The following is a 23,172-nucleotide window of genomic DNA, read 5'->3' as shown; positions in this document are numbered from 1 at the left end:
CTTGAAGTTGCCTGAAATTCGGGTTGATCCCTAGACGGCGCGCCGCCGGGCACGGGCGCCGCGGCTCAGCTGCCGGCGACCTTCATCCCCTCGACGAGCACCGAGCCGCAGGTCTTGCTGCCCGTCGTGTAGGCGTCGGCGCCGACGGCGACGATGCGGCGGAACATCTCGCGCAGGTTGCCCGCGATCGTCACCTCGTGCACCGGGTGAACGATCTGCCCGCCCTCGACCCAGAAGCCGGCCGCGCCGCGCGAGTAGTCGCCGGTGACGTAGTTGACGCCCTGCCCCATCAGCTCGATCACGAAGAGGCCGCGGTGCAGCTTGCGCAGCATCGCCGGCAGGTCGTCGCCGGGTTGCGTCAGCCGGCTGGTCCACGTGAGGTTCTGCGAGCCGCCGGCGTGGCCCGTCGTGCGCATGCCGAGCTTGCGCGCCGAATAGCTCGACAGGAAGTAGGTCTGCACCACACCGCCGTCGAGCACCGTGCGCCGCCGCGTGGCGACGCCCTCGTCGTCGAACGGCGCGCTGCCCTTGCCGCGCGGCACGTGCGGGTCCTCGACGATGTCGAGGTGCGGCGCCATCACCGCCTGGCCGAGGCTGTCGGGCAGGAAGCTCGCCTTGCGGTACAGCGCGCCGCCCGACGTCGCGTGCACGTAGGCGCCGAGCAAGCCGGCGGCCAGCGTCGACTCGAACAGCACCGGCACCTCGCAGGTCGCGACCTTGCGTCCCTTCAGGCGCGACAGCGCGCGCTCGGCGGCGTAGCGCCCGACCGCCTCGGGACTCGCGAGGTCGGCCGGACAGCGCATCGAGCTGTACCAGTAGTCGCGCTGCATGTCGTTGCCCCGCCCGGCGATCGGCGCGACGCTCAGCGAGTGGCGCGAGCTCGCGTAGCCGCCACGGAAGCCGCGCGTGTTGCCGGCGAAGAAGTGCGACTGCTGCGCCGACACGCCGGCGCCTTCCGAGTTCGTGATGCGCCGGTCGGTCGCGAAGGCCGCCGCCTCGCAGCGGCGCGCGATCTCGGTCGCGCCGGCGGCGTCGATCGCCCAGGGGTGGAACAGGTCGAGGTCCATTGCCGCCTGCTCGGGCGTCGCGAGGTCCTCGGCGTCGGGCAGGCCCGCGGCCGGATCCTCGGCGGTGAAGCGCGCGATGTCGTACGCCGCGCGCACGGTCTGCTCGAGCGCGGCGCGCGAGAAGTCCGACGTGCTCGCGTTGCCGCGCCGCCGCCCGAGGTAGACGGTGACGCCGATCGACTTGTCGCGGTTGCGCTCGACGTTCTCGAGCTCGCCCTTGCGCACCGACACCGACAGCCCGATGCCTTCGGACACCTCGACGGCCGCGTCGCTGGCGCCGATGCGCTTCGCGATCGCGAGCGCGTCGTCGACGAGCTGCTCGAACTGCGCGCGCGTGTAGCTGAACCCGGGAGGCGTCGGTGCGGTCATGGGGGCGTGGAATCGGCGACGGGAGGCGGCATGGCCGAAGCTATGATACCCACCCCCCTGCCTTGCCATGCGACGTCACGCCCCCGCCCCCGATGCCGACGACGGTGTCGTCGAGCGTGCGAGCAAGACGGCGCTGAAGCAGCAGGCGCACGAGGCGCAGCGGCTGGGCGAGGCGCTCGCCGCGCTGCCCGACGAGCGCCTGGCCGCGCTCGCGATGCCCGACGAGCTGCGCGACGCGCTGCACGCGCTGCGCCGCACGCGCTCGCACGAGGGCCGGCGGCGCCAGCTGCAGTACGTCGGCAAGCTGATGCGGCGCGAGGACCTGCAGCCGCTGCGCGACGCGGTCGCACAGTCGCAGCTCGGCGCCGCGCACGACGCGCTCGCGCTGCACGAGGCCGAGCGCTGGCGCGAGGAGCTCGCGCGCGACGACGACGCGATCACGCGCTGGCTCGCCGCCCACCCCCAGTGCGACGCGCAGCGGCTGCGCAGCCTGGTGCGCAGTGCGCGCAAGGACGCCGCACTGCCACCCGGGCAGCGCCACGGCCGCGCGTGGCGCGAGCTGTTCCAGTTCATCAAGCCCCACGTGGCGTCTTCCGGAATCGGCGATGAGTGACTTCGACCCCGTGCGCATCGGCCTCGTCTCGGTCAGCGACCGCGCCTCCAGCGGCGTCTACGAGGACAAGGGCTTGCCCGCGCTGCGCGAGTGGCTGCAGCGCGCGCTGAAGAACCCGCTCGCGTTCGTCGAGCGGCTGATCCCCGACGAGCAGGCGACGATCAGCGCGACCCTCGTCGAACTCGTCGACGTCGAGCGCTGCGACCTCGTGCTGACCACCGGCGGCACCGGGCCGGCGCCGCGCGACGTCACGCCCGAGGCGACGCTGGCCGTCGCCGACAAGGTGATGCCCGGCTTCGGCGAGCAGATGCGCCAGATCAGCCTGCGCTTCGTGCCCACCGCGATCCTGTCGCGCCAGGTCGCCGTGATCCGCGGCCGTGCGCTGATCGTCAACCTGCCCGGGCAGCCGAAGTCGATCGCCGAGACGCTCGAAGGGCTGCCGAAGGCCGAGCCGCCGGTGCACGGCATCTTCGCCGCGGTGCCGTACTGCATCGACCTGATCGGCGGGCCGTACCTCGAGACGCACGACGAGGTGTGCAAGGCGTTCCGGCCGAAGTCGGCCGTGCGTGCGCCGCGCGCCGCGGGCTGACTACTTGACGAGGCGGTTCAGCCGCTCGGCGTCGAACGTTTCGGTCGTGTGCGCGTCCTGCGGCACGCACGCGTCGGCCGGCAGTTCGCGCGTGCGCGAGCCGAGCTTCTCGATCGCCTGCCACAGCAGCGCGATCTGGTGCTCGTGCGCCGCGGCGTTGTCGATCAGGCCCTTCATCGCCTGCGCGATGGGGTCGTCGCCCTGCGTGACGCCGTAGGCCGAGAAGCCCATCTTGGCGGCTGCCGCCTCGCGCCGCGCGTCGACGTCGGCCTCGATGATGCGCGCCGGGTTGCCGACCGCCGTGGCGCCGGCGGGCACCGGCTTGACGACGACGGCACCCGAGCCGATGCGCGCGCCGTCGCCGACCGTGAAGCCGCCGAGCACCTGCGCGTTGGCGCCGACGATGACGCCGCGGCCCAGCGTCGGATGCCGCTTGGCCCCTTTCGTGAGCGACGTGCCGCCGAGCGTGACGCCCTGGTAGATCGTGCAGTCGTCGCCGATCTCGGCCGTCTCGCCGATCACGACGCCCATGCCGTGATCGATGAACACGCGCCGCCCGATCGTCGCGCCGGGGTGGATCTCGATGCCGGTGAGCATGCGCCCGAGGTGCGACAGGAAGCGGCCGAGCCACAGCCACCCGCGGCGCCAGCAGGCGTGGGCGGCACGGTGCCAGACCAGCGCATGCAGCCCCGGATAACACGTGAGCACCTCCCACGACGAGCGCGCCGCGGGGTCGCGCTCGAGGATGCAGGCGATGTCTTCACGCAGGCGGCTGAACATGGTGCGACGCCGTGACAAGCGGGCGCTCAGTGTATGCGGCCGCGTTCAACCCTGCCCGGTTCGCGACCGGCCGACGGCGCGCGCGATGCCGCGCAGGATGTGCACTTCCTCGCGCGTGAGGCGTGCGCGGTTGAACAGCTGGTTCAGCCGCGGCACGAGCTTCTTCGGCGCCGCCGGGTCGAGGTAGCCGATCTCGACGAGCACCTGCTGCCAGTGCTCGAGCAGCTGCTGCACCGCCGCCGCGTCGGCCGGCTCGCCCTCGACCGGCAGCGACTCGACGTCGAAGCCGCCGAGCGCCTGGCGCCACTCGTAGGCGATGACCTGCACCGCCTGCGCGAGATTCAGCGAGCCGTAGCCCGGCGCGGTCGGGATGCTCAGGCACGCGTGGCAGCGGTAGACGTCGGCGTTCGCGAGGCCGAAGCGCTCGCCGCCGAACACGAAGGCGACGCGCTCGCCGCGCCCGGCGAGCGACGACAGGTGCTCGCGCGGGGCAAAGGTCGGCGGGCCGAAGTCGCGCGGCGTCATCGCGGTGGCGCAGGCGTAGGTGATGCCGTCGAGCGCGTCGGCCAGCGTCGGCACGACGCGCGCGCGCACCAGCACGTCGGCCGCGCCGCTGGCCATCGCGACCGTCTCCTCGCGGATCAGCACGTCGGCAAAGCGCGGCTGCACCAGCACCAGGTCGGTGAAGCCCATCACCTTGATCGCGCGTGCCGCAGCGCCCACGTTGCCGGGGTGGCTCGGGTGCATCAGCACGAAGCGCGTCGCCGACGTCCTCGACGCGTCGCTCGAGAGTTCGTCAGCCATGCGCCGGTACACTAGCGGGCATCACGCAGCGATTGTCGCGCGTGCGCTCTTTGCCTCTGCCGAATCGCTCCTCCACTGTCCCCGCCTGCCCATGTCGACGTCGCTGCACCCCATGCTCAACATCGCCGTCAAGGCGGCGCGCGCGGCCGGAGCGATCATCAACCGCGCCTCGCTCGACCTCGACGTGCTGAAGGTCGCGACCAAGAGCACCAACGACTTCGTCACCGAGGTCGACCGCGCCGCCGAGCAGGCCATCATCGACACGCTGCTCGGCGCCTACCCGGGCCACGCGATCCTCGCCGAGGAGTCGGGCCGCGAGCGCGGCGCGAAGGACAGCGAGTACCTGTGGATCATCGATCCGCTGGACGGCACGACCAACTTCATCCACGGCTTTCCGGTCTACGCGGTGTCGATCGCGCTCGCGTACCGCGGCAAGATCGAGCAGGCCGTCGTCTACGACCCGGCGCGCAACGACCTGTTCGTCGCCAGCAAGGGCCGCGGCGCGTTCCTCAACGACCGGCGGCTGCGCGTGAGCAAGCGCACGCGCATCCAGGACGCGCTGATCGGCACCGGCTTTCCGTTCCGCAAGGGCGACAACTTCAAGCGCTACGTCAAGATGTTCGAGGAGGTCATGCAGCACTGTGCCGGGCTGCGCCGCCCGGGCGCCGCGGCGCTGGACCTGTGCTACGTCGCGGCCGGCTGGTACGACGGCTTCTTCGAGACGGGGCTGTCGCCGTGGGACATCGCCGCGGGCTCGCTGATGGTCACCGAAGCCGGCGGCCTGATCGGCAACTTCACCGGCGAAGCCGACTTCCTGTACCAGCGCGAAGTCGTCGCCGGCAACCCGAAGGTCTACGGCCAGCTCGTACAGCTGCTCGCGCCCTACACCCGCGTGATCCCCACCGACAGCGCCGACGCGACGACGCCGGCGGCGGCATCGACGCCACCGGCCGCGCTGGCCACCGCCGGGAGCGCCCCGGCGGCCAAGAAGGCGGTGCGCGTGCGCAAGGCAGGCACACCGCGCGACGACAGCGCGCCGTTCTGAGCCGACCGCGATGGCCCTGCCGACCTTCGCCGAGTTCGAAGCGCGCGCACGTGCCGACGGCTTCGACGACGTGCTCGAGCGCCGCTGGGCTGCGGGCAGCGGGGTCGACACCCACACGCACCCGTTCGCCGTGCAGGCGATCGTCGCCGCGGGCGAGATGTGGCTGACCTGTGACGGCACGACGCGCCACCTGCGCGCGGGCGACCGCTTCGAGCTCGCGCGCGACGTGCCGCACGCCGAACGCTACGGCGCCGAAGGAACGACGCTCTGGGTCGCGCGCCGGTCATGACGTGCCGCCCGTCGCGGCGGCACCGCGATCGTCCGTGGACGCTGCGCGGCCGTCGGGCCGGCGCGCAGCGCCCGGCCAGAGGTGAGCGCCGTCCGCGATGAGCCTCGTCGACCCCCGCACGCTGATCCTGATGGGGTCGCTGCTCGGCGCGCTGATGGCGCTGGTGCTCGAGCTGCTGCGCCGCTCGATCCCCGAGCCGGTGCCGGGGCTGCGCGAGTGGACGCAGGGCACCTGGCTCGCGTTCGGCGCGGCGATCCTGTTCGGGCTGCGCGGCCGCGTGCCCGACCTGCTGTCGGTCACGCTGGCCAATGCGACTCTGTCGACGGCGTTCCTGCTGCACCTGGCCGGCACGCGGCGCTTCTTCGGCGCACCGATGCCGTGGCGCGCCTGGCTCGCGGCGCTGGCGGCGGCGATGGCCGCCGTCGCGTGGTTCACCCACGTCGAGCCGAGCTTCCGCCACCGGCTGGTCGTCGTCGTCGCCCTGTTCGCCACCACCGTGCTCCACCACGCGCAGTTCCTCGGGCGGCACCTGCGCGGCGCCGCGCGTCGGCGCAACGTCGGGCAGAGCTTCACGCTGGTCGCGCTCGCACTGCTGGGGCTGGTGTTCGTCGGGCGCGGGCTGCACGCGGTCGCGGTGCCGGCGCCGCAGGCGGATCACCTGCTGGCCACGCACTGGGTGCAGACCGCGTACACCGCCAGCTACACGGTGGGCATCCTGATGATCGCGCTGGGCTTCGCGCTGTGGGCGTCCGACAGCGTGCGCGAGCGCTTCGAGCACCAGGCGATGCACGACCCGCTGACGCACGCGCGCAACCGACGCGCACTGCAGCCGCTGCTCGACCACGAGCTCGAACGCAGCCGCCGCTACGGCCGCCCGTTCTCGCTGCTGCTGATGGACCTCGACCACTTCAAGGCCGTCAACGACCGCCACGGCCACGCCGCCGGCGACGCCGTGCTGCGGCAGTTCGCACGCCGCGTGCAGGCCACGCTGCGCCCGAGCGACGCGTTCGCGCGCTGGGGCGGCGAGGAGTTCGTCGCGCTGCTGCCCGAGACGTCGCTCGACGACGGCCTCGTGACCGCGCGCCGCATCGTCGCGGCCGCCGCCGGCGCCGACGACCCCGGCGTGCCGCCGGTGACCGTCAGCGTCGGTGTCGCCGCGTGGCAGCCCGACGACCGTTCGATCGACGACGTGCTGCGCCGTGCCGACGCGGCGCTGTACCGCGCCAAGCGCGGCGGCCGCGCCCGCGCCGAGGCGGCCTGACGTCGTGGCGCCCGCAGCCGCTGCCCGCTCCCCTAACATCCCCGCCGCGATGAGCGCCCCGCCCCCGAACGCGCCGACGTCAGACCTGTCGGCGCACACGCCGATGATGGCGCAGTACCTGCGCATCAAGGCCGAGCACCCCGACACGCTCGTGTTCTACCGCATGGGCGACTTCTACGAGCTGTTCTACGACGACGCGCGCAAGGCCCACCGGCTGCTCGACATCACGCTGACCACGCGCGGCGTCAGCGCCGGCGAGCCCGTCGTGATGGCGGGCGTGCCGGTGCACGCGGTCGAGAGCTACCTCGCCAAGCTGCTCAAGCTCGGCGAGTCGGTCGCGATCGCCGAGCAGGTCGGCGAGGTCGGCGCCGGCAAGGGGCCGGTCGAGCGCAAGGTGGTGCGCGTCGTCACGCCCGGCACCGTCACCGACAGCGAGCTGATGAGCGAGCGCGCCGACACGCTGCTCGTCGCGCTCGCGCGCCAGCGCGCGACGTTCGGCTTCGCGTGGCTCGGGCTGGCCAGCGGGCGGCTCGGCCTCACCGAGTGCGGCGAGGCCGAGCTCGCCGGCTGGCTCGCGCGGCTGAACCCGGCCGAGATCCTCGTCGACCGCGACGAGCTGCCGGCCGCCGTCTTGCAGCACCGCGCCGCACGCACGAAGCGCCCGGCGTGGCAGTTCGACGCCGCGCTCGGCGAGCGCAAGCTGCGCGAGCTGCTGAAGGTCGCGACGCTGGCCGGCTTCAACGCCGCCGACCTGCCGGTCGCGCACGCGGCGGCGGCCGCGCTGCTCGCCTATGCCGAGCACACGCAGGGGCAGGCGCTCGCGCACGTGACGACGCTGGCCGTCGAGCGCGCGCACGAGCTGCTCGACCTGCCGCCGGCCACCGTGCGCAACCTCGAACTGGTGCAGACGCTGCGCGGCGACGAGGCACCCACATTGCTGTCGCTGCTCGACACCTGCCGCACCGGCATGGGCAGCCGGCTGCTGCGCCACTGGCTCACGCACCCGCCGCGCGATCGCGCACCGGCCGTCGAGCGGCTCGACGCCGTCGAGCGGCTGATCGCCGACGGGTTCGACGCGCTGCGCGATGCGCTGCGCCACGTCAGCGACGTCGAGCGCATCACGGCACGCATCGCGCTGCGCCAGGTGCGCCCGCGCGAGCTCGCCGGCCTGCGCGCGACGCTGGCCGCGCTGCCGGCGCTGCGCGCCGTGACGCCGTCGGGCTGCACCGCGCTCGACGCGCTGCACGCCGCGCTGCAGCCGCCGCCGTCGATCCACGAGCTGCTCGCGCGCGCGATCGCCGACGAGCCCGCGGTGCTGCTGCGCGACGGCGGCGTCATCGCGCCGGGCTTCGACGCCGAGCTCGACGAGCTGCGCGGCATCGCGCAGAACTGCGACGCGTTCCTGCTCGACCTCGAGGCGCGCGAGCGCGCGCGCACCGGCATCGCCAACCTGCGCGTGCAGTACAACAAGGTGCACGGCTTCTACATCGAAGTCACCGCCGGCCAGAAGGACAAGGTGCCCGCCGACTACCAGCGCCGCCAGACGCTGAAGAACGCCGAGCGCTTCGTCACGCCCGAGCTGAAGGCGTTCGAGGACAAGGCGCTGTCGGCGCAGGAGCGCGCCCTCGCGCGCGAGAAGTGGCTCTACGAGCAGCTGCTCGACGCGCTGCAGCCGTCGCTGCCCGCACTCGGCGCGGCCGCGCGCGCGCTGGCCACGCTCGACGCGCTCGCGGCGCTCGCCGAGCGTGCCGCGACGCTCGCCTGGTGCCGCCCGCAGTTCGTCGCGCACCCGTGCATCGAGATCGAGGCCGGGCGCCACCCCGTCGTCGAGGCGCGGCTGGCCGAAACCGGCGGCGGCGCGTTCATCGCCAACCACTGCCGGCTCGACGCGAAGACGAAGATGCTCGTCATCACCGGCCCGAACATGGGCGGCAAGAGTACCTTCATGCGGCAGGTCGCGCTGATCGTGCTGCTCGCGGCGATGGGCTCGTACGTGCCGGCCGCCGCGTGCCGGCTCGGGCCGATCGACGCGATCCACACGCGCATCGGCGCCGCCGACGACCTCGCCAACGCGCAGTCGACCTTCATGCTCGAGATGACGGAGGCCAGCGCGATCCTGCACGCCGCGACCGAGCACAGCCTCGTGCTGATGGACGAGATCGGCCGCGGCACGAGCACCTTCGACGGGCTGGCGCTCGCCGGCGCGATCGCGAGCCACCTGCACGACCGCTGCCGCGCGTTCACGCTGTTCGCGACGCACTACTTCGAGCTGACCGCGTTCCCCGAGAAGCACCCGCGCGCGATCAACGTGCACGTCAGCGCCGTCGAGGGCGCAGGCAAGGACATCGTGTTCCTGCACCAGATCGAAGCCGGGCCCGCGAGCCGCAGCTACGGCGTGCAGGTCGCGCAGCTCGCGGGGATGCCCGCGTCGGTGATCCGCCAGGCGCGCGCCGCGCTCGAGGCGCTCGAGGCGCAGCAGCGTGCCGGTGCGGCGCAGGTCGACCTGTTCGCGCCGCCGCCACCCGCCCCGGCGCCGGCCGCCTCACCGGTCGAAGACGCGCTCGCCGACCTCGACCCCGATACGCTCACGCCCCGCCAGGCGCTCGACGCGCTGTACCGGCTCAAGGCCCTGAGCGCCGGCAAGGGCTGACGACGGCCGCCGCCGGCGCGTGCGTCAGACGGTGAATTCGGCGACGGCCGGCACAGCCGGCTCGGCAGGGGCCCGACGGCGCGCATCGAGCCACGCCGCGAGCCGCTCGGCCGGCATCGGCCGCGCGTAATGCCAGCCCTGCAGCACGTCGCAGCCGAGCTCGCGCAGCAGGCGGGCCTGCGCCTCGGTCTCGACGCCTTCGGCGACGACTTCGAGGGCCAGCGCATGCGCCAGGCGCACGACGGCGTCGACGATGGCCCGCGACGCCGGCGCGGTCTCGATGTCGGCGAGCAGACTGCGGTCGAGCTTGAGCTGGCGCACCGGCAGGCGGCGCAGGTACGCGAGGCTCGAATAGCCGGTGCCGAAGTCGTCGATCGACAGCCGCACGCCGAGCGCCGCGAGCCGCTGCAGGTGCTGCGCCTGCTGCTGCAGGTCGTCCATCACCGCCGTCTCGGTGATCTCGAGCACGAGCGACGCGGGCTCGATGCCGTGACGTTCCAGCGCCTGCGCGACCTGCTCGACGAGGTCGGGCTGGCGCAGCTGCACCGCGCTGAGGTTGACGGCGACGCGGCAATGCACGCCCTGCTCGCGCCAGCGCGCCAGCTGCGCGCAGGCCTCGTCGAGGACCCAGCGGCCGATCGCGCCGATCAGGCCGAAGCGTTCGGCCACCGGCACGAACACCGCCGGGCTGATCCAGCCGCGCTGCGGGTGGCACCAGCGCAGCAGCGCCTCGGCGCCGTGCACACCGCCGTCGCCGGCGGCGATCTTGGGCTGGTAGTGCAGCTGCAGTTCGCCGCGCTCGATCGCGCCGCGCAGCGCCTGCTGCAGCATCACCTGCTGGCTCGCGCCGTCGCTCATCTGCGAGTCGTAGACCGCCCAGGCGCTGCCACCGCGCTGCTTGGCCGCATACATCGCCATGTCGGCGCGCGCCAGCAGGTGGCCATCGGCACCGTGGTCGGGATGCACGGCGATGCCCACCGAGGCCGACAGCTGCACCGGCTGCCCGACGCCGATCTCGAACGGCCGGTGCAGCGCCTGCAGCACGCGCTCGGCGCAGGCCACGCCGCTGGCCAGCGCGTCGTCGCTCTCGAGCAGCAGCACGAACTCGTCGCCGCCGATGCGGGCCACGGTGTCGCTGTCGCGCACCAGCCCCTGCAGCCGCTGCGCGATCTCGACGAGCAGGCGGTCGCCGGCGTCGTGCCCGAAGGTGTCGTTGACCGGCTTGAAGCCGTCGAGGTCGATGTACAGCAGCGCCAGTTTCGCGGCCGCGGCGTCCGTCGCGTCGCGCGCCAGCAGCTCGCAGGCGTGCTGCAGCCGGTCGAGCAGGTGCGCGCGGTTCGACACGCCGGTCAGCGGGTCGCGAAACGCCAGCCGCTGCAGCTCGGCGTTGACCTGCAGCAGCTCGGCGTTGGTCGCCTGCAGCGTGCGCTGCAGCCGGCGCTCGCCGCGCTGGCGCTGCGCATCGGCCAGCGACAGCAGCAGCGCCACGGTCAGCACGAGGAACGCCGCGGTGCTCACCAGCAGCAGCATGCCGCGGCCGCCGAGGCCGTCGGCGCTCACGCACACGCTGCCCGACGGGATGCGCGCCGCCGCCATGCCGACGAAGTGCATGCCAGCGATGGCCACCCCCATCGCGAGCGCCGCGACGCACTGCATGCGGATGCGGTGCGCGCCGCGCAGCGGCCGCAGGCGCCCGAAGAGCCACAGCGCCGCGGCCGACGCCGCCCACGCGACGACGACCGACAGCAGCACGTAGCGACGGTCCCACTCGATGCCCGGCAGCATCTCGAGGGCGGCCATGCCGACGTAGTGCATCCCGCAGATGGCGGCCGCCATCGCGCTCGCGCCGCCGAGCACGTGCCAGGCGCCGATGCGCGGCCGTGCCGCGGCCGCGAGCGCGACGCCGCCGGCAGCCACGGCCGCGAGCCACGACAGTGCCGTGAGCGTCGACTCGAAGCCGAGCCACTGCCCGGCGTCGTAGCCGAGCATCGCGACGAAGTGCATCGCCCACACGCCGGTGCCCATCGTCAGCGCGCCGCCGGCCCACCAGCCGATGCGCAGCATGCCCTCGCTGACGTGCACGCGGCGCGCGAGCTCCAGCGTCACGTACGACGCGAACACCGCCAGCGCGCAGGCCAGCGCGACGACCATCGGGTCGTGACGGGTCGCGAGGTAGGCCGCTTCCATGCGCACGGTTGTCGGCCGCGGGACGCGCGACTTGAGCGCTCGACGCCGGCGGCGGCCGCAAAACTTGGTACGCTCGCCGCTCGGCGGCACACGCCGTGCCGTGCACCCCCACCCCTCGCACCCATGACGTACTGTGTCGGCATCCGGCTCGACGCCGGGCTCGTGTTCCTGTCCGACTCGCGCACCAACGCGGGCCTGGACCAGATCAGCACGTTCCGCAAGATGATGGTCTACGAGAAGCCCGACGACCGCTTCATGGTGCTGCTGTCGGCGGGCAACCTGAGCATCAGCCAGAGCGTGCGCGAGATCCTGCAGGTCGAGAAGCTCGACCGCGGCGCGCACGAGCCGCCGCTGACGATCTGGAACGCGCAGAGCATGTTCGACGCCACGCGCGTGCTCGGCAGCGCGGTGCGCCGCGTCTACGAGCAGGACGGCCCCGCGCTGCGCGCCGCCGGCATCGACTTCGTCGCCAGCTTCATCTTCGGCGGCCAGATCAAGGGCGAGGCGATGCGGCTGTTCCTCGTCTACTCGGCGGGCAACTTCATCGAGGCCACGCGCGAGACGACGTACTTCCAGATCGGCGAGAGCAAGTACGGCAAGCCGGTGCTCGACCGCATGATCACGCCGAAGACCTCGCTCGACCAGGCCGCCAAGTGCGCGCTGGTGTCGATGGACTCGACGCTGAAGTCCAACCTCTCGGTCGGGCTGCCGCTGGACCTGCTCGTCTACGAGGAAGGAACGTTTTGCACCGACCGCATCGTCTGCATCGACGAGCACAACCCGTACTTCCACATGGTGCGCAGCACCTGGGGCCAGCGGCTGCGCGAGGTGTTCGACGCGATGGACGACCCGCGCTGGGACCGCGGCGACACGCAGCACCCGCTGCTCGTCGACTCGAAGCGCTACGAGCCGATGCGCAAGATCACGCACCCGGGCGAAAAAGTCATCTGATGGGTGCGCTCAAGCGCGCCGGGCGGCGCGGCGCGATCGTGTTCTCGCACGCCAACGGCTTCCCGGCGGGCACCTACCGCGTGCTGTTCGACGCCTGGCGCGCCGCCGGCTACACGGTGCACGCGCTCGAGAAGTTCGGCCACGACCCGGCCTATCCGGTCACGAGCAACTGGCCGCACCTGCGCCGCCAGCTCGTCGACTTCATCGACGCGCAGGGCTGCGCGCCGGCCTTCCTCGTCGGCCACTCGCTCGGCGGCCTGCTCAGCCTGATGGCCGCATGCCGGCGGCCGGACGTGGCGCGCGGCGTCGTGATGCTCGACTCGCCCGTCATCGGCGGCTGGCGCGCGCACGGCGTGCAGATCTTCAAGGCCAGCGGGCTGATCCGGCGCGTGTCGCCCGGGCGCATCTCGCAACGCCGCCGCCACGAGTGGCCCGACCGCGACGCGGTGCGCCGCCACTTCGCGGCCAAGCACGCCTTCGCCCGCTGGGACCCGCGCGTGCTCGACGACTACGTCGCGGCCGGCTTCGTCGAGCGCGACGGCCGCGTCGAACTGGCGTTCGGCCGCGACGTCGAGACGCGCATCTACAACACGCTGCCGCACACGCTGCCGCGGCTGCTGCGCCGCCACCCGCCGAAGTGCCCGGTGGCCTTCGTCGCCGGCACGCAGTCGGTCGAGGTGCGCCAGGGCGGGCTGGAGGCGTCGCGCGCGCTGGCACGCGAGCGCTTCGTGTGGATCGAGGGCACGCACCTGTACCCGATGGAGCGCCCCGACGAGACCGCGCGCACCGTGCTGACCCTGATCGAGGGTTTCGGCTGACCCCGTGGCGCCGGCGGGCAGCCGTTTGGCATCATCGGTCGCGATGTGCAGTGCCCGCGTGATCCCCCTGCCGCCGCCGGCCTCGGCCGGCCCGCCGATCGCCAGCGGGCTGCTGCCGCGGGAGCGCCTGTTCCAGCGGCTCGATGCCGCGGCCGGCCAGGCCGTGTGGCTCGTGGCTCCGGCGGGCTACGGCAAGAGCAGCCTGGCCGCGTCGTACACGCAGGCGCGCGGGCACCGCTGCACGTGGCTGCGGCTGTCGGCGGCCGACACCGACCCCGCCAGCTTCGTGGCCCACCTCACTGCCGTCGCCGGGGTGCGCCTGCCGACACCGCAGGCCGAGCACCTCGGCGACATCGCGACGTTCGCACGCCGCTACTTCGCGGCGCTGTTCGCCGCGTTGCCGCCCTCGGCGCTGCTCGTGCTCGACGAGGCCGAGGTGGCGGCCGACGCCTTGCAGGTGCTGTGGGCCGAGGCGGTGGCCGCGGTGCCGCCGCAGGCGCGGCTGGTCGTCACGTCGCGCGCGCCGCCACCGCCGGCGCTGGCGCGCGCGCGCGTCGAGGGGCGGCTGCTGACGATCGATGCCGCCGAGCTGGCGCTCACGCGCGACGAGGTCGCGGCCCTGTTCGCGCAGCGCCACGCCCGGGCCTCGGCGGCCGAGATCGACGCCGTGTTCGCGCACACGCTGGGCTGGCCCGCGGCCGTCGCGCTGACGCTGCGCGCCGGCGGCCGGCTGCCCACCATCGACGACGACGTGCTGCACGATTACCTGCGCCACGAGGTGTGGCCGTCGTTCGACGAACCCACGCGCCAGCGGCTGCTGCTGGCCGCCCAGCTGCCCTACGTCGACGCCGCCGTCGAGCGCGCATGGCCCGCACTGACGGGCACGACGGCGGTGCTCGAGCGCTTCGCGCGCCGCGGCCTGTTCGTGCTGACCGAAGGCGGCGCCACCCCGCGGCACGTGCTGCACCCGCTGATCCGCGACCACCTGCGCCGCCACGCCGACGAGACGCTGCCGGCCAGCGAGCTCGCGGCGCTGCGGCGCGACGCGGCGCGCGCGCTGGCCGACGCCGGCGACGCCGAGGCGGCGGTGCCCGCGCTGCTCGCCGCCGGCGACCTCGCGCGTGCGACGGCGGCCGTGCTCGCGCTCGCGCCGCGCTTCGTCGCGCAGGCGCGGCTGCGCACGCTCGGCGGGTGGCTCGCGGCTTTCCCCGCCGAGTGGCGCGACCGCGAGCCCGACCTCGAGTACTGGAGCGGCCTCGTGCGGGTGATGGCCCGGCCGGCACAGGCGCGCGAGCACCTGCTGCGCGCCGCGGCGGGCTATGCGGCACGCGGCGACGACGCCGGGCGGCTGCGCACGCTCGCGCACCTGGCGTACCTGTCGTTCGTCGACTTCGCACCCGACTACCCGATCACCCGCTGGCTCGACGAGCTGCACGACGTCGCGCCGCGTTTCGACGCGCTGCCCAGCGCCGAGGACAAGGCGCAGGTGGCGATGACGGTGGTCTATGCGCTGCTGGTCGGCGAGCCGGCGCACCCGGACCTGCCGTGCTGGCGGCAGCGGGCCCTCGACGCGCTGCAGGCGCCGATCGGGCTGCAGCTGCGCGCGCGCGTCGCGTCGGTGCTGGGCATCAACCTGCTGTGGAGCGGACTGTTCAGCCAGCTCGGCGCGATGCACGACACGCTGGCGCGCACCTTCTCGCAGCACACGCTGACGGACTATGCGCAGCTGATCTGGGGGCTCGCGCAGCTGAAGGCCTGCTGGGCGCAAGGCCGGCCCGCCGACGCCCCCGCCGTGCTGCGCCGGCTGCAGGCGATTGCCGAGCACAGCGGCCTTCACGGACTCGACACCTACCACCGGCTGCTGGCCAACGACGCCCAGCTCGCCATCGGCGACCTCGACGCCGCCGAAGCGCTGCTGGCGCAGGCGCGCGCGCAGATGCTGCCCACGCAGGTCACCGAGGTGTGGCACGCGGCGCTGCAGGCCGCCTGGCTGGCGCTGTGGCGCGGCGACGCGGGGCCGGCGCTGCACGCTGCGAAGGCCGCGATTGACGCCGCGCGCGCGATCCGCAGCCCGGTGTGCGAAGCCTATGCGTGGATCGCGCTGGCGCTGGCGCACCGCCGGCGCGACAGCCTCGGCGAGGTCGAATCGGCGCTGGCGATCCTGCGCGACGTGGCCTCGCGCGCCGGCAGCGCGATGGTCGATTTCCACCTCCACGACCTGCAGGCGTGGCTCGCGCGCCGCCGTGACGCCGCCGCCGGCGAAGCCGCGGTGCTGGCGGCGGCGATGCAGCGGCTGGCGCGGCACGACATCGTCTACCCCGTGCTCGGCACCGCCGATGCGCTCGCCGAAACCGCGGCGGCGGCCCTGGCGCACGGTCTCGAGACCGCCTTCGTGCAGCGCTGGATCGCCCAGCGCCGCCTGCCGGCGCCACCCGGCTCGCACGTCCCCGACTGGCCGCACCCGCTGCGGCTGCGCGTGCTCGGCGGCTTCGGGGTGTGGCTCGACGGCGAGCCGCTGACCTTCGAAGGCAAAGTGCAGAAGCGCCCGCTCGAGCTGCTGCAGGCGCTCGCCGTGCACGGCCCGGCGCCGGTGCCGGTCGCCCGACTGGTCGACGACCTGTGGCCCGAGCTCGACGGCGACGCCGCGCGCAAGTCGTTCGACGCCGCGCTGCACCGGCTGCGCAAGCTGCTCGGCGCGCACGGCGCGGCCGTGCGGCTGGAAGGCGGCGCTGCGCAGCTCGACGCCACCCGGGCCGGCTGCGACCTGTGGACGCTGCGCCACCTGGCCGACCAGACGCCCGCGCGGCTGCAGGCGTATGCCGGATGGGCGGCGTGGGCGCGCAGGCACGCCGGCGATGCGCTGCTGCCGCTGCAGCACGCGGCGTGGATCGACGCCGCCCGCCAGGAGCATGCGCGGCGCATGCAGCGCCTCGCGTCGGTGACCGATCGGTAGGCGATCCGTAGGAGGGCCACCGGCACAGTCGGACCAAGGCGGCGCTGCGCCGCCGAGGACACCCGACGATGCCGATCCCGCAATACCTCCCCCGCTGGCTCGCGCGGCTGCGTGCCGCTTTCCACGTGCACCGCCGGTGGCGATGCGCCGCCGCCGACGCCCGGTGCGCTCCCGCCCGGCGCGGCGCGCGCGTGCGGTGCGCGATCGCGCCACTGAGCACCCCCCACCCCCTTCCGACGCGGGAGATGCGCCCATCGGTAGGCAATCGGTAAGACCGACGCAGGCAGCCTACGGGCCATGGCTCAACGACGGCGGAGGCCCGCATGAAAGACACGGTGATGAAACCCGGCCTGAAGACGGTGCTGGCGGCCGCCTTCGCCGTCGTGCTGGCCGCCTGCGGCGGCGGATCGTCGCCGCCGTCCGCCAACGTCACCGCCGCCGGGGGCACCGTCGTCTCCGACGACGGCAAGGTACGCCTCGTCGTGCCGGCCGGTGCGGTCAGCGCGCCGGCGTTCATCCGCATCGAGCGCACCGAGGCCGAGAGCAGCATCGCGGCCGATCCGCACTACGTGCCCGGCTCAAGCTACCGCGTCAGCGGCGACCTCGGTGAGCTCGCGCTGCCGGCGACCTGGGAGTGGTCGCTGGACGACGCGCTGCCGGCGTCGGGGAGCATGTCGCGCCCGCTCTCGGCCACGGCGCCCACGGGCGGCAATCTCGCGTGCAACGGGCGCGACGGCCGACCGATCGGCCCGGAGCTGGTGCTCGGCGCGGCCTGCCCGTCCGGTTGCCTGCGCATGGACGGCGCGATCCCGTTCGTCCAGGGCACCTACTCGATGTGCGTGCCGACGGTACCGTACTACTACATCGACCGCCTCGAGCCGTTCTGCAGCAACAACCCGCCTCACCCGGGAGGTCTCGTGGCGGAACTGGTCGAGGTCGGCGTGGATGTCGAAGTCAGCAACATCGGTGACTACGATATCGGTCCGCAGTACTACGCGTTGTGCAGGTACAAGGCGCCTCCTCCGCCGCCGGTGCTGGTGAACAACTTGCCGGACGCCCCGCTGGCCACGCCGTGCGTCGCGTCTGCGGGCAAGCTGAGCTGCCAGCTCGCCAAGGTCGGGCCGGGAGTGCTCAGCGTCGTCAACGACACGACGCCGCCTTCCTCGATTTTCTTCACCATCCTCGACCAGCCGGGCGGCAGCCAGACGGACCCGCGCGTCCTGCTCGACGCCAACGGCAACGGCACCATGCGTTATCACGTCACCGGCGCCGACGACCGCTTCGCGGACTTCGCCGAACTGTACGAGCTTCGCATCGCTCCCGGCTCCAGCCCGAGCGGGCAGATCCCGGTGGTGCTCGAACACGTCCGGCTGGCGACGCTGACCACCGACGTGGTACCCGACCCGAAGCTGTTCGCCTCGTCCACCAACTCGCTGGGCACGCCCGGTTCGATCCCGTTCAACGCCAGCGATCCGCTGTACCGCTACTTCTTCGCCCGTCTGTACGACCGCGCCGGCAACTATCGGGATTCGCCGATCAAGCGCGTGCGACGCGAAACGCCGGTCGCCGAAATCGCCAGCTTCACCGCCAGTCCGGCCACGCTGCCGCCGCCGTCGGGCACGACGACGCTGTCGTGGACGGTGGCCAACGCCACCAGCCTGACGATCGACCAGGGCGTCGGCAACGTGACCGCGCAGACCGTCAACGGCACCGGCTCGATCCAGGTGGCGGTCGAATCCACCCGCACGTTCACGCTCAGCATCACCGGCCCCAACGGCAGCACCGCCCAGCAAAGCGTCACGGTCACCGTCGCGCCCGACACGACGGCCCCGAGCGTGACGCTCGCCGCCAGCCCCGGCACCGTGATGGCGCCGGGCAGCACGACGCTGACCGCCACCGCCACCGACAACGTCGGCGTCACGCAGGTGCAGTTCTTCCGCGGCAGCACGCTGCTCGCCACCGACGACACGCCCGGCAACGGCTTCACCCACACCTTGGCCCTGACCGCCGCAGACCAGGGCACCGTGAGCTTCACGGCGCGCGCCTTCGACGCAGCCGGCAACCAGGCCACCAGCGGCGCGATCAACGTGCTGGTGACGGTGCCGACGAGCGCCGACCGCTACGCCGCGCCGGCCGGCAGCGACACCAACCCCGGCACGCAGGCGCAGCCGTACCGCACGCTGACCAAGGCCTTCGCCGAGGTCGGCAGCGGCGGCACGGTGTGGCTGGCCGACGGCGCGTACACCTGGGCCGCCGAACAGGCCGCCGGTGCGCCGGCGGGCGCCAACAAGACGCGCGCGTTCCCGGCCGGGCGCACACTGCGGGCGATCAACCCGGGCTCGGCGACGCTGAACTTCGGCCTCACCGTCGCCGGTGACGCGACGATCGTCGGCGTGCACCTGACCAACGTCGACGGCGACGGCACCGGCAGCGGCGGCACCGGCGTCACCGTCGTCGGCGGCGCGGCGGCCAACTCGGTCGTGCAGCTCAAGGGCGTGAGCTTCGGCGCGCTCGACGGCGGCTCGGGCGACGGCTGGGGTGCGGCGCTGATGAACTATTGCGCCACCTGCGCGGTGACGCTCGACACGAACGGCCTGACCGGCTTCAACTACGTCGGTGCCGATTTCAAGCCCGGGCGGCGCCTGATCACCAACCTGGGCGGGCCGCTGACGGTCGACGGCGGCACGCTGGCCGGGCCGAACCTGTCGGTGCAGAACTCCGGCTGCGGCTCGAGCGTGTTCACCGGCCACCGCGCGAACTTCAACGGCGTGACGATCACGCTGCCCGCGACGGCGGCCAGCCCGCTGGGCGAGCAGGCGTTCTGCGTGCTCGGCGACGAGCCCGTGACGTTCACCAACAGCACGATCACGCAGCAGGGCAGCGGACGCAACGTGCTGTTCATCGTCGGCTTCAGCTACAGCGGCATCCCCGGCACCGGGCGCATCACACTGAACAACAGCGTCGTGAGCGCGCCGCCGTCGGGCGTGCTGTTCGCCCTGCGCCTGCCGGGGGTGCACCTGACGGCCAACGGCGCGACGCTCACCGGCGGCACCCGCACGATCACCCGCGGCGGCATGGACAGCTCGAACTCGGTGATCACACTGACCAACACCACGGTGCAGAACGTGAACGGCGATGCCGTGGACATCGACTCGCTGTTCGGCGGCAGCACGGTGCGCATCACCGGCGGCGAGATGAAGAACATCCAGGGCTCGGCGCTGCGTTTCGTCAGCGGCAACGTCGACGTGAAGGTGCGCAACGTCGCGATCACCAGCGCCGGCCTCAGCCAGGGCAGCGGTGCGGTGGTGCTGGTCGGCGACGCCACCTCGCTGTACGACCTCGGCACCGCGGCCGAACCGGGCGGCAACACGATCCTCGGCCACAGCACGGCGCGGCCCGGCGTGCGCGTCAACCTCGCCGGCGGCGGCATCGCCCGTGCGGTGGGCAACACCTGGATCGCGAACCAGCAGGGCGCGAGCAGCACCGGCACCTACAGCGGCAACGTGCTGGTGACCAGCGGCAGCGGCCAGAACTACGTGATCGACGGCGGGTCGCTGCGTCTGGCGGGCAACTGACGCTCGGCCGAACTCTCGCCCCCGGCCCGGCCTGCTGCCGGTCCGGGGACTGTGTTTTGGGCCGGCCGCGCCGCAGCGCCCCTCGCCGAAGCCGCGCAAGGGCCGCTGCCTATAATTTGCCTTTACCACGACGGCGCCCGCCCCCCGGCGCGGCGCCGCACGACATGACCAAGTACGTCTTCGTCACCGGCGGCGTGGTGTCCTCGCTGGGCAAAGGCATCGCGTCGGCGTCGCTGGCTGCGATCCTCGAGTCGCGCGGCCTGAAGGTCACCCTCATCAAGCTCGACCCGTACCTCAACGTGGATCCGGGCACGATGAGCCCGTTCCAGCACGGCGAGGTCTTCGTCACCGACGACGGCGCCGAGACCGACCTCGACCTCGGCCACTACGAGCGCTTCATCACGACGCGGATGAAGCGCACGAACAACTTCACGACCGGCCAGATCTACAAGAGCGTGCTCGAGAAGGAGCGGCGCGGCGACTACCTCGGCAAGACGGTGCAGGTGATCCCGCACGTCACCAACGAGATCCAGGAATTCATCCAGCGCGGTGCGGCCGACGTCGACGTCGCGATCGTCGAGATCGGCGGCACGGTGGGCGACATCGAGAGCCTGCCCTTCCTCGAGGCGGCGCGCCAGCTCAGCCTGCGGCTGGGGCCGAACAACGCCGCCTTCGTGCACCTGACGTACGTGCCGTGGATCGCCGCGGCCGGCGAGCTGAAGACCAAGCCGACGCAGCACACGGTGCAGAAGCTGCGCGAGATCGGCATCCAGCCCGACGCGCTGATCTGCCGCGCCGACCGCCCGATCCCCGACGACGAGCGCGAGAAGATCTCGCTGTTCACCAACGTCGCGCGCCAGGCGGTGATCAGCATGTGGGACGTCGACACCATCTACAAGGTGCCGCGCATGCTGCACGAGCAGGGCCTCGACGAGATCATCTGCATGAAGCTGCAGCTGCTCACGCGGCCCGCCGACCTGCGCCGCTGGGACCGCCTCGTGCACGCCGTCGAGCACCCGCAGCACGAGGTCACGATCGCGATGTGCGGCAAGTACACCGACCTGTCGGACTCGTACAAGTCGCTCAACGAGGCGCTGCGCCACGCCGGCATCCACAACCACGCGAAGGTCAACATCGAGTACGTCGACGCCGAGACGCTGACGCCCGACAACGTCGGGCAGCTCGCGCAGTACGACGCGATCCTCGTGCCCGGCGGCTTCGGCAAGCGCGGCATCGAGGGCAAGATCCTCGCCGCGCAGTTCGCGCGCGAGCACAAGATCCCGTACCTGGGCATCTGCCTGGGCATGCAGGTGGCCACGATCGAGGTCGCGCGCCACCTGGCCGGCCTCGAGGGTGCCAACAGCACCGAGTTCGACCCCGCGACGCCGCACCCGGTGATCGCGCTGATCGACGAATGGCAGGACCGCGACGGCACGATCCAGAAGCGCGACGCCAGCTCGGACCTCGGCGGCACGATGCGGCTGGGCGCGCAGACCGCCGACGTCAAGCCCGGCACGCTGGCCTACAAGATCTACGGCCCCACCGTCACCGAGCGCCACCGCCACCGCTACGAGGCCAACGAGCGCTACCTCGACCGGCTGCAGGCCGCGGGCCTCGTGATCAGCGCGATCACGCAGCGCGAGAAGCTCACCGAGATGATCGAGCTGCCGCCCGACGTGCACCCGTGGTTCGTCGGCGTGCAGTTCCACCCCGAGTTCAAGAGCACGCCGTGGGACGGCCACCCGCTGTTCATCAGCTATGTCAAGGCCGCGCTCGAACACCAGGCACGCCGCACCGCCGCCGGCCAGGCCGCGGTGGCCGCCGCGGCCTGACCCTCGCCTGGGGACCCCGACCATGAAACTGTGCGGCTTCGACGTCGGCCTCGAGCGGCCGTTCTTCCTGATCGCCGGGCCCTGCGTCGTCGAGAGCGAGCAGCTGCAGATGGACGTCGCGGGGCGGCTGAAGGAGATCACCGCCGCGCTGGGCATCCCGTTCATCTTCAAGTCGAGCTACGACAAGGCCAACCGCTCGAGCGGTGCGAGCTTCCGCGGCCCGGGCATGGACAAGGGCCTCGAGATCCTGGCCAAGGTGCGGCGCGAGATCGGCGTGCCGGTGCTCACCGACGTGCACACCGAGGCCGACGTGCCCGCGGTCGCGGCGGTGGTCGACGTGCTGCAGACGCCGGCATTCCTGTGCCGGCAGACCGACTTCATCCGCGCCGTCGCGCAAAGCGGCAAGCCCGTCAACATCAAGAAGGGCCAGTTCCTCGCACCGCACGACATGAAGAACGTGATCGACAAGGCCCGCGCCGCCGCGCGCGAGAAGGGCCTGCCCGACGACGTCTTCATGGCCTGCGAGCGCGGCGTGAGCTTCGGCTACAACAACCTCGTCTCCGACATGCGCAGCCTCGCGATCATGCGCGAGACCGGCGCGCCGGTGGTGTTCGACGCGACGCACAGCGTACAGCTGCCCGGCGGGCAGGGCACCAGCAGCGGCGGCCAGCGCGAGTTCGTGCCGGTGCTCGCGCGCGCTGCGGTCGCGGTGGGCATCGCGGGCCTGTTCATGGAGACGCACCCCGACCCGGCCCGCGCGCTGTCCGACGGGCCGAACGCGGTGCCGCTCAAGCACATGAAGGCGCTGCTCGAGCAGCTGCAGTCGCTCGACCGCGTCGTCAAGAGCCAGCCGCTGCTGGAAAATGACTTCACGTGTTGACGTCATTTCGACCTGCAAGCGTGCTGGCCGCGTTCGTGGTTCAAAACGACTTCGGCTGCTGAGGAGCCCCCGATGAGCGCGCCGGCGTACCTGATCGTCGAGATGCACATCCGCGACCTCGAGCAGTACAAGCAGTACATGGCCGACGCCCCGGCCGCCGTGAAGGCCTTCGGCGGCGAGTACCTCGTGCGCGGCGGCCGCCACGAGGCGCTTGAAGGTGACTGGCAGCCGCACCGCGTCGCGCTGCTGCGTTTCCCGAGCTTCGAGCAGGCCAAGGCGTTCTACGACAGCGAGCCGTACCGTGCCGCGCGCGCCAAGCGCGAAGGCACCACCGAATACTTCAACATGGTGCTCGTCGAGGGCGTCGCCGCCCCCGTCTGAGCCGCCACACCACGCACAAAGCAGAAAGGACCTTCCCGCATGAGACACCCTGTGTCAACCCCCCGCTGTTTTGAGCAACATTTGAAGTCCGCCGTGTGCGCTGGGGTCGTAGGGTTTGCGGTCGATCC

The 23,172-nt window shown here is 72.6% G+C and carries 17 protein-coding genes; 13 read left to right on the top strand and 4 right to left on the bottom strand.

The window, feature by feature from the left end; translation table 11 throughout:
- Positions 1–65: 65 nt before the first annotated feature.
- Positions 66–1,436, bottom strand: a complete 1,371-nt coding sequence (pmbA, locus tag MOJ79_RS16050) for a metalloprotease PmbA (RefSeq protein WP_241925068.1) — start codon at positions 1,434–1,436, stop codon at positions 66–68.
- 67 nt (positions 1,437–1,503) lie between these two features.
- On the opposite strand from pmbA, the gene yjgA reads away from it, so the two are divergent.
- A complete protein-coding gene (yjgA, locus tag MOJ79_RS16045) occupies positions 1,504–2,049 on the top strand; it encodes a ribosome biogenesis factor YjgA (RefSeq protein WP_241925067.1) in 546 nt (181 codons plus the stop codon).
- On the top strand, positions 2,042–2,638 hold the full coding sequence (gene mog, locus MOJ79_RS16040) for a molybdopterin adenylyltransferase (protein ID WP_241925066.1): 597 nt from the start codon (positions 2,042–2,044) through the stop codon (positions 2,636–2,638). The genes yjgA and mog overlap by 8 nt, the downstream gene beginning before the upstream one ends.
- Here the strand turns inward: mog and cysE are convergent, their stop codons facing one another.
- Both cysE and MOJ79_RS16030 read right to left on the bottom strand, forming a co-directional pair.
- Positions 2,639–3,418 carry a serine O-acetyltransferase gene (gene cysE, locus MOJ79_RS16035; protein WP_241925065.1) on the bottom strand — a complete coding sequence of 260 codons (780 nt, stop codon included), beginning with the start codon at positions 3,416–3,418 and terminating at the stop codon, positions 2,639–2,641.
- 45 nt (positions 3,419–3,463) lie between these two features.
- Entirely contained in the window at positions 3,464–4,222 is a 759-nt protein-coding gene (locus MOJ79_RS16030) for an RNA methyltransferase (protein ID WP_235823623.1), read from the bottom strand.
- Positions 4,223–4,313: 91 nt separating this feature from the next.
- Here MOJ79_RS16030 and MOJ79_RS16025 point away from each other — a divergent pair, with 91 nt between their 5' ends.
- The 4 genes from MOJ79_RS16025 to mutS all read left to right on the top strand — a co-directional run bounded on the left by MOJ79_RS16025 (position 4,314) and on the right by mutS (position 9,467).
- Positions 4,314–5,267 carry an inositol monophosphatase family protein gene (locus MOJ79_RS16025; protein WP_241925064.1) on the top strand — a complete coding sequence of 318 codons (954 nt, stop codon included), beginning with the start codon at positions 4,314–4,316 and terminating at the stop codon, positions 5,265–5,267.
- Positions 5,268–5,277: 10 nt separating this feature from the next.
- Positions 5,278–5,556, top strand: a complete 279-nt coding sequence (locus tag MOJ79_RS16020; protein WP_241925063.1) for a cupin domain-containing protein — start codon at positions 5,278–5,280, stop codon at positions 5,554–5,556.
- Between the two features lie 97 nt (positions 5,557–5,653).
- Positions 5,654–6,817, top strand: a complete 1,164-nt coding sequence (locus MOJ79_RS16015; protein WP_241925062.1) for a GGDEF domain-containing protein — start codon at positions 5,654–5,656, stop codon at positions 6,815–6,817.
- A gap of 49 nt (positions 6,818–6,866) precedes the next feature.
- On the top strand, positions 6,867–9,467 hold the full coding sequence (gene mutS / locus MOJ79_RS16010; protein ID WP_241925061.1) for a DNA mismatch repair protein MutS: 2,601 nt from the start codon (positions 6,867–6,869) through the stop codon (positions 9,465–9,467).
- A gap of 24 nt (positions 9,468–9,491) precedes the next feature.
- Here mutS and MOJ79_RS16005 read toward each other — a convergent pair whose 3' ends face one another.
- Entirely contained in the window at positions 9,492–11,654 is a 2,163-nt protein-coding gene (locus tag MOJ79_RS16005) for a putative bifunctional diguanylate cyclase/phosphodiesterase (RefSeq protein ID WP_241925060.1), read from the bottom strand.
- A gap of 123 nt (positions 11,655–11,777) precedes the next feature.
- Here MOJ79_RS16005 and MOJ79_RS16000 point away from each other — a divergent pair, with 123 nt between their 5' ends.
- The 7 genes from MOJ79_RS16000 to MOJ79_RS15970 all read left to right on the top strand — a co-directional run bounded on the left by MOJ79_RS16000 (position 11,778) and on the right by MOJ79_RS15970 (position 23,044).
- Positions 11,778–12,605, top strand: coding sequence for a proteasome-type protease (locus MOJ79_RS16000; RefSeq protein ID WP_241925059.1), 828 nt, complete (start codon positions 11,778–11,780; stop codon positions 12,603–12,605).
- Positions 12,605–13,423 carry an alpha/beta fold hydrolase gene (locus tag MOJ79_RS15995; RefSeq protein ID WP_241925058.1) on the top strand — a complete coding sequence of 273 codons (819 nt, stop codon included), beginning with the start codon at positions 12,605–12,607 and terminating at the stop codon, positions 13,421–13,423. The genes MOJ79_RS16000 and MOJ79_RS15995 overlap by 1 nt, the downstream gene beginning before the upstream one ends.
- 58 nt (positions 13,424–13,481) lie before the next feature.
- Entirely contained in the window at positions 13,482–16,376 is a 2,895-nt protein-coding gene (locus MOJ79_RS15990) for a hypothetical protein (protein WP_241925057.1), read from the top strand.
- A gap of 323 nt (positions 16,377–16,699) precedes the next feature.
- Positions 16,700–19,951, top strand: a complete 3,252-nt coding sequence (locus MOJ79_RS15985) for an Ig-like domain-containing protein (protein WP_241925056.1) — start codon at positions 16,700–16,702, stop codon at positions 19,949–19,951.
- A gap of 164 nt (positions 19,952–20,115) precedes the next feature.
- Positions 20,116–21,783, top strand: a complete 1,668-nt coding sequence (locus MOJ79_RS15980; RefSeq protein ID WP_241925055.1) for a CTP synthase — start codon at positions 20,116–20,118, stop codon at positions 21,781–21,783.
- Between the two features lie 22 nt (positions 21,784–21,805).
- The gene (gene kdsA, locus MOJ79_RS15975; protein WP_241925054.1) at positions 21,806–22,663 is read left to right on the top strand and encodes a 3-deoxy-8-phosphooctulonate synthase; all 858 of its coding nucleotides are present in this window, start codon (positions 21,806–21,808) and stop codon (positions 22,661–22,663) included.
- A 72-nt stretch (positions 22,664–22,735) separates the two neighbouring features.
- Positions 22,736–23,044, top strand: a complete 309-nt coding sequence (locus MOJ79_RS15970; RefSeq protein WP_241925053.1) for a DUF1330 domain-containing protein — start codon at positions 22,736–22,738, stop codon at positions 23,042–23,044.
- The last annotated feature ends 128 nt before the right edge of the window (positions 23,045–23,172 follow it).

Origin of the sequence: Calidifontimicrobium sp. SYSU G02091 (assembly GCF_022631395.1) — a bacterium.
Lineage (GTDB): Bacteria > Pseudomonadota > Gammaproteobacteria > Burkholderiales > Burkholderiaceae_C > Calidifontimicrobium > Calidifontimicrobium sediminis.
The sequence above is the reverse complement of the archived record's forward strand: the minus strand, read 5'-3'. Positions and strand labels throughout refer to the sequence as shown.

Excerpts from the sequence above, each read along its gene's own strand:
- MOJ79_RS16000 (WP_241925059.1), top strand. The coding sequence starts at position 11,778 with ATGACGTACTGTGTCGGCATCCGGCTCGACGCCGGGCTCGTGTTCCTG.
- MOJ79_RS15985 (WP_241925056.1), top strand. The coding sequence starts at position 16,700 with ATGAAAGACACGGTGATGAAACCCGGCCTGAAGACGGTGCTGGCGGCC.
- MOJ79_RS16015 (WP_241925062.1), top strand. The coding sequence starts at position 5,654 with ATGAGCCTCGTCGACCCCCGCACGCTGATCCTGATGGGGTCGCTGCTC.
- MOJ79_RS16025 (WP_241925064.1), top strand. The coding sequence starts at position 4,314 with ATGTCGACGTCGCTGCACCCCATGCTCAACATCGCCGTCAAGGCGGCG.
- cysE (WP_241925065.1), bottom strand. The coding sequence starts at position 3,418 with ATGTTCAGCCGCCTGCGTGAAGACATCGCCTGCATCCTCGAGCGCGAC.
- pmbA (WP_241925068.1), bottom strand. The coding sequence starts at position 1,436 with ATGACCGCACCGACGCCTCCCGGGTTCAGCTACACGCGCGCGCAGTTC.
- yjgA (WP_241925067.1), top strand. The coding sequence starts at position 1,504 with ATGCGACGTCACGCCCCCGCCCCCGATGCCGACGACGGTGTCGTCGAG.
- MOJ79_RS16005 (WP_241925060.1), bottom strand. The coding sequence starts at position 11,654 with ATGGAAGCGGCCTACCTCGCGACCCGTCACGACCCGATGGTCGTCGCG.
- MOJ79_RS16020 (WP_241925063.1), top strand. The coding sequence starts at position 5,278 with ATGGCCCTGCCGACCTTCGCCGAGTTCGAAGCGCGCGCACGTGCCGAC.
- kdsA (WP_241925054.1), top strand. The coding sequence starts at position 21,806 with ATGAAACTGTGCGGCTTCGACGTCGGCCTCGAGCGGCCGTTCTTCCTG.
- MOJ79_RS15970 (WP_241925053.1), top strand. The coding sequence starts at position 22,736 with ATGAGCGCGCCGGCGTACCTGATCGTCGAGATGCACATCCGCGACCTC.
- mutS (WP_241925061.1), top strand. The coding sequence starts at position 6,867 with ATGAGCGCCCCGCCCCCGAACGCGCCGACGTCAGACCTGTCGGCGCAC.
- MOJ79_RS15995 (WP_241925058.1), top strand. The coding sequence starts at position 12,605 with ATGGGTGCGCTCAAGCGCGCCGGGCGGCGCGGCGCGATCGTGTTCTCG.
- MOJ79_RS16030 (WP_235823623.1), bottom strand. The coding sequence starts at position 4,222 with ATGGCTGACGAACTCTCGAGCGACGCGTCGAGGACGTCGGCGACGCGC.
- mog (WP_241925066.1), top strand. The coding sequence starts at position 2,042 with ATGAGTGACTTCGACCCCGTGCGCATCGGCCTCGTCTCGGTCAGCGAC.
- MOJ79_RS15980 (WP_241925055.1), top strand. The coding sequence starts at position 20,116 with ATGACCAAGTACGTCTTCGTCACCGGCGGCGTGGTGTCCTCGCTGGGC.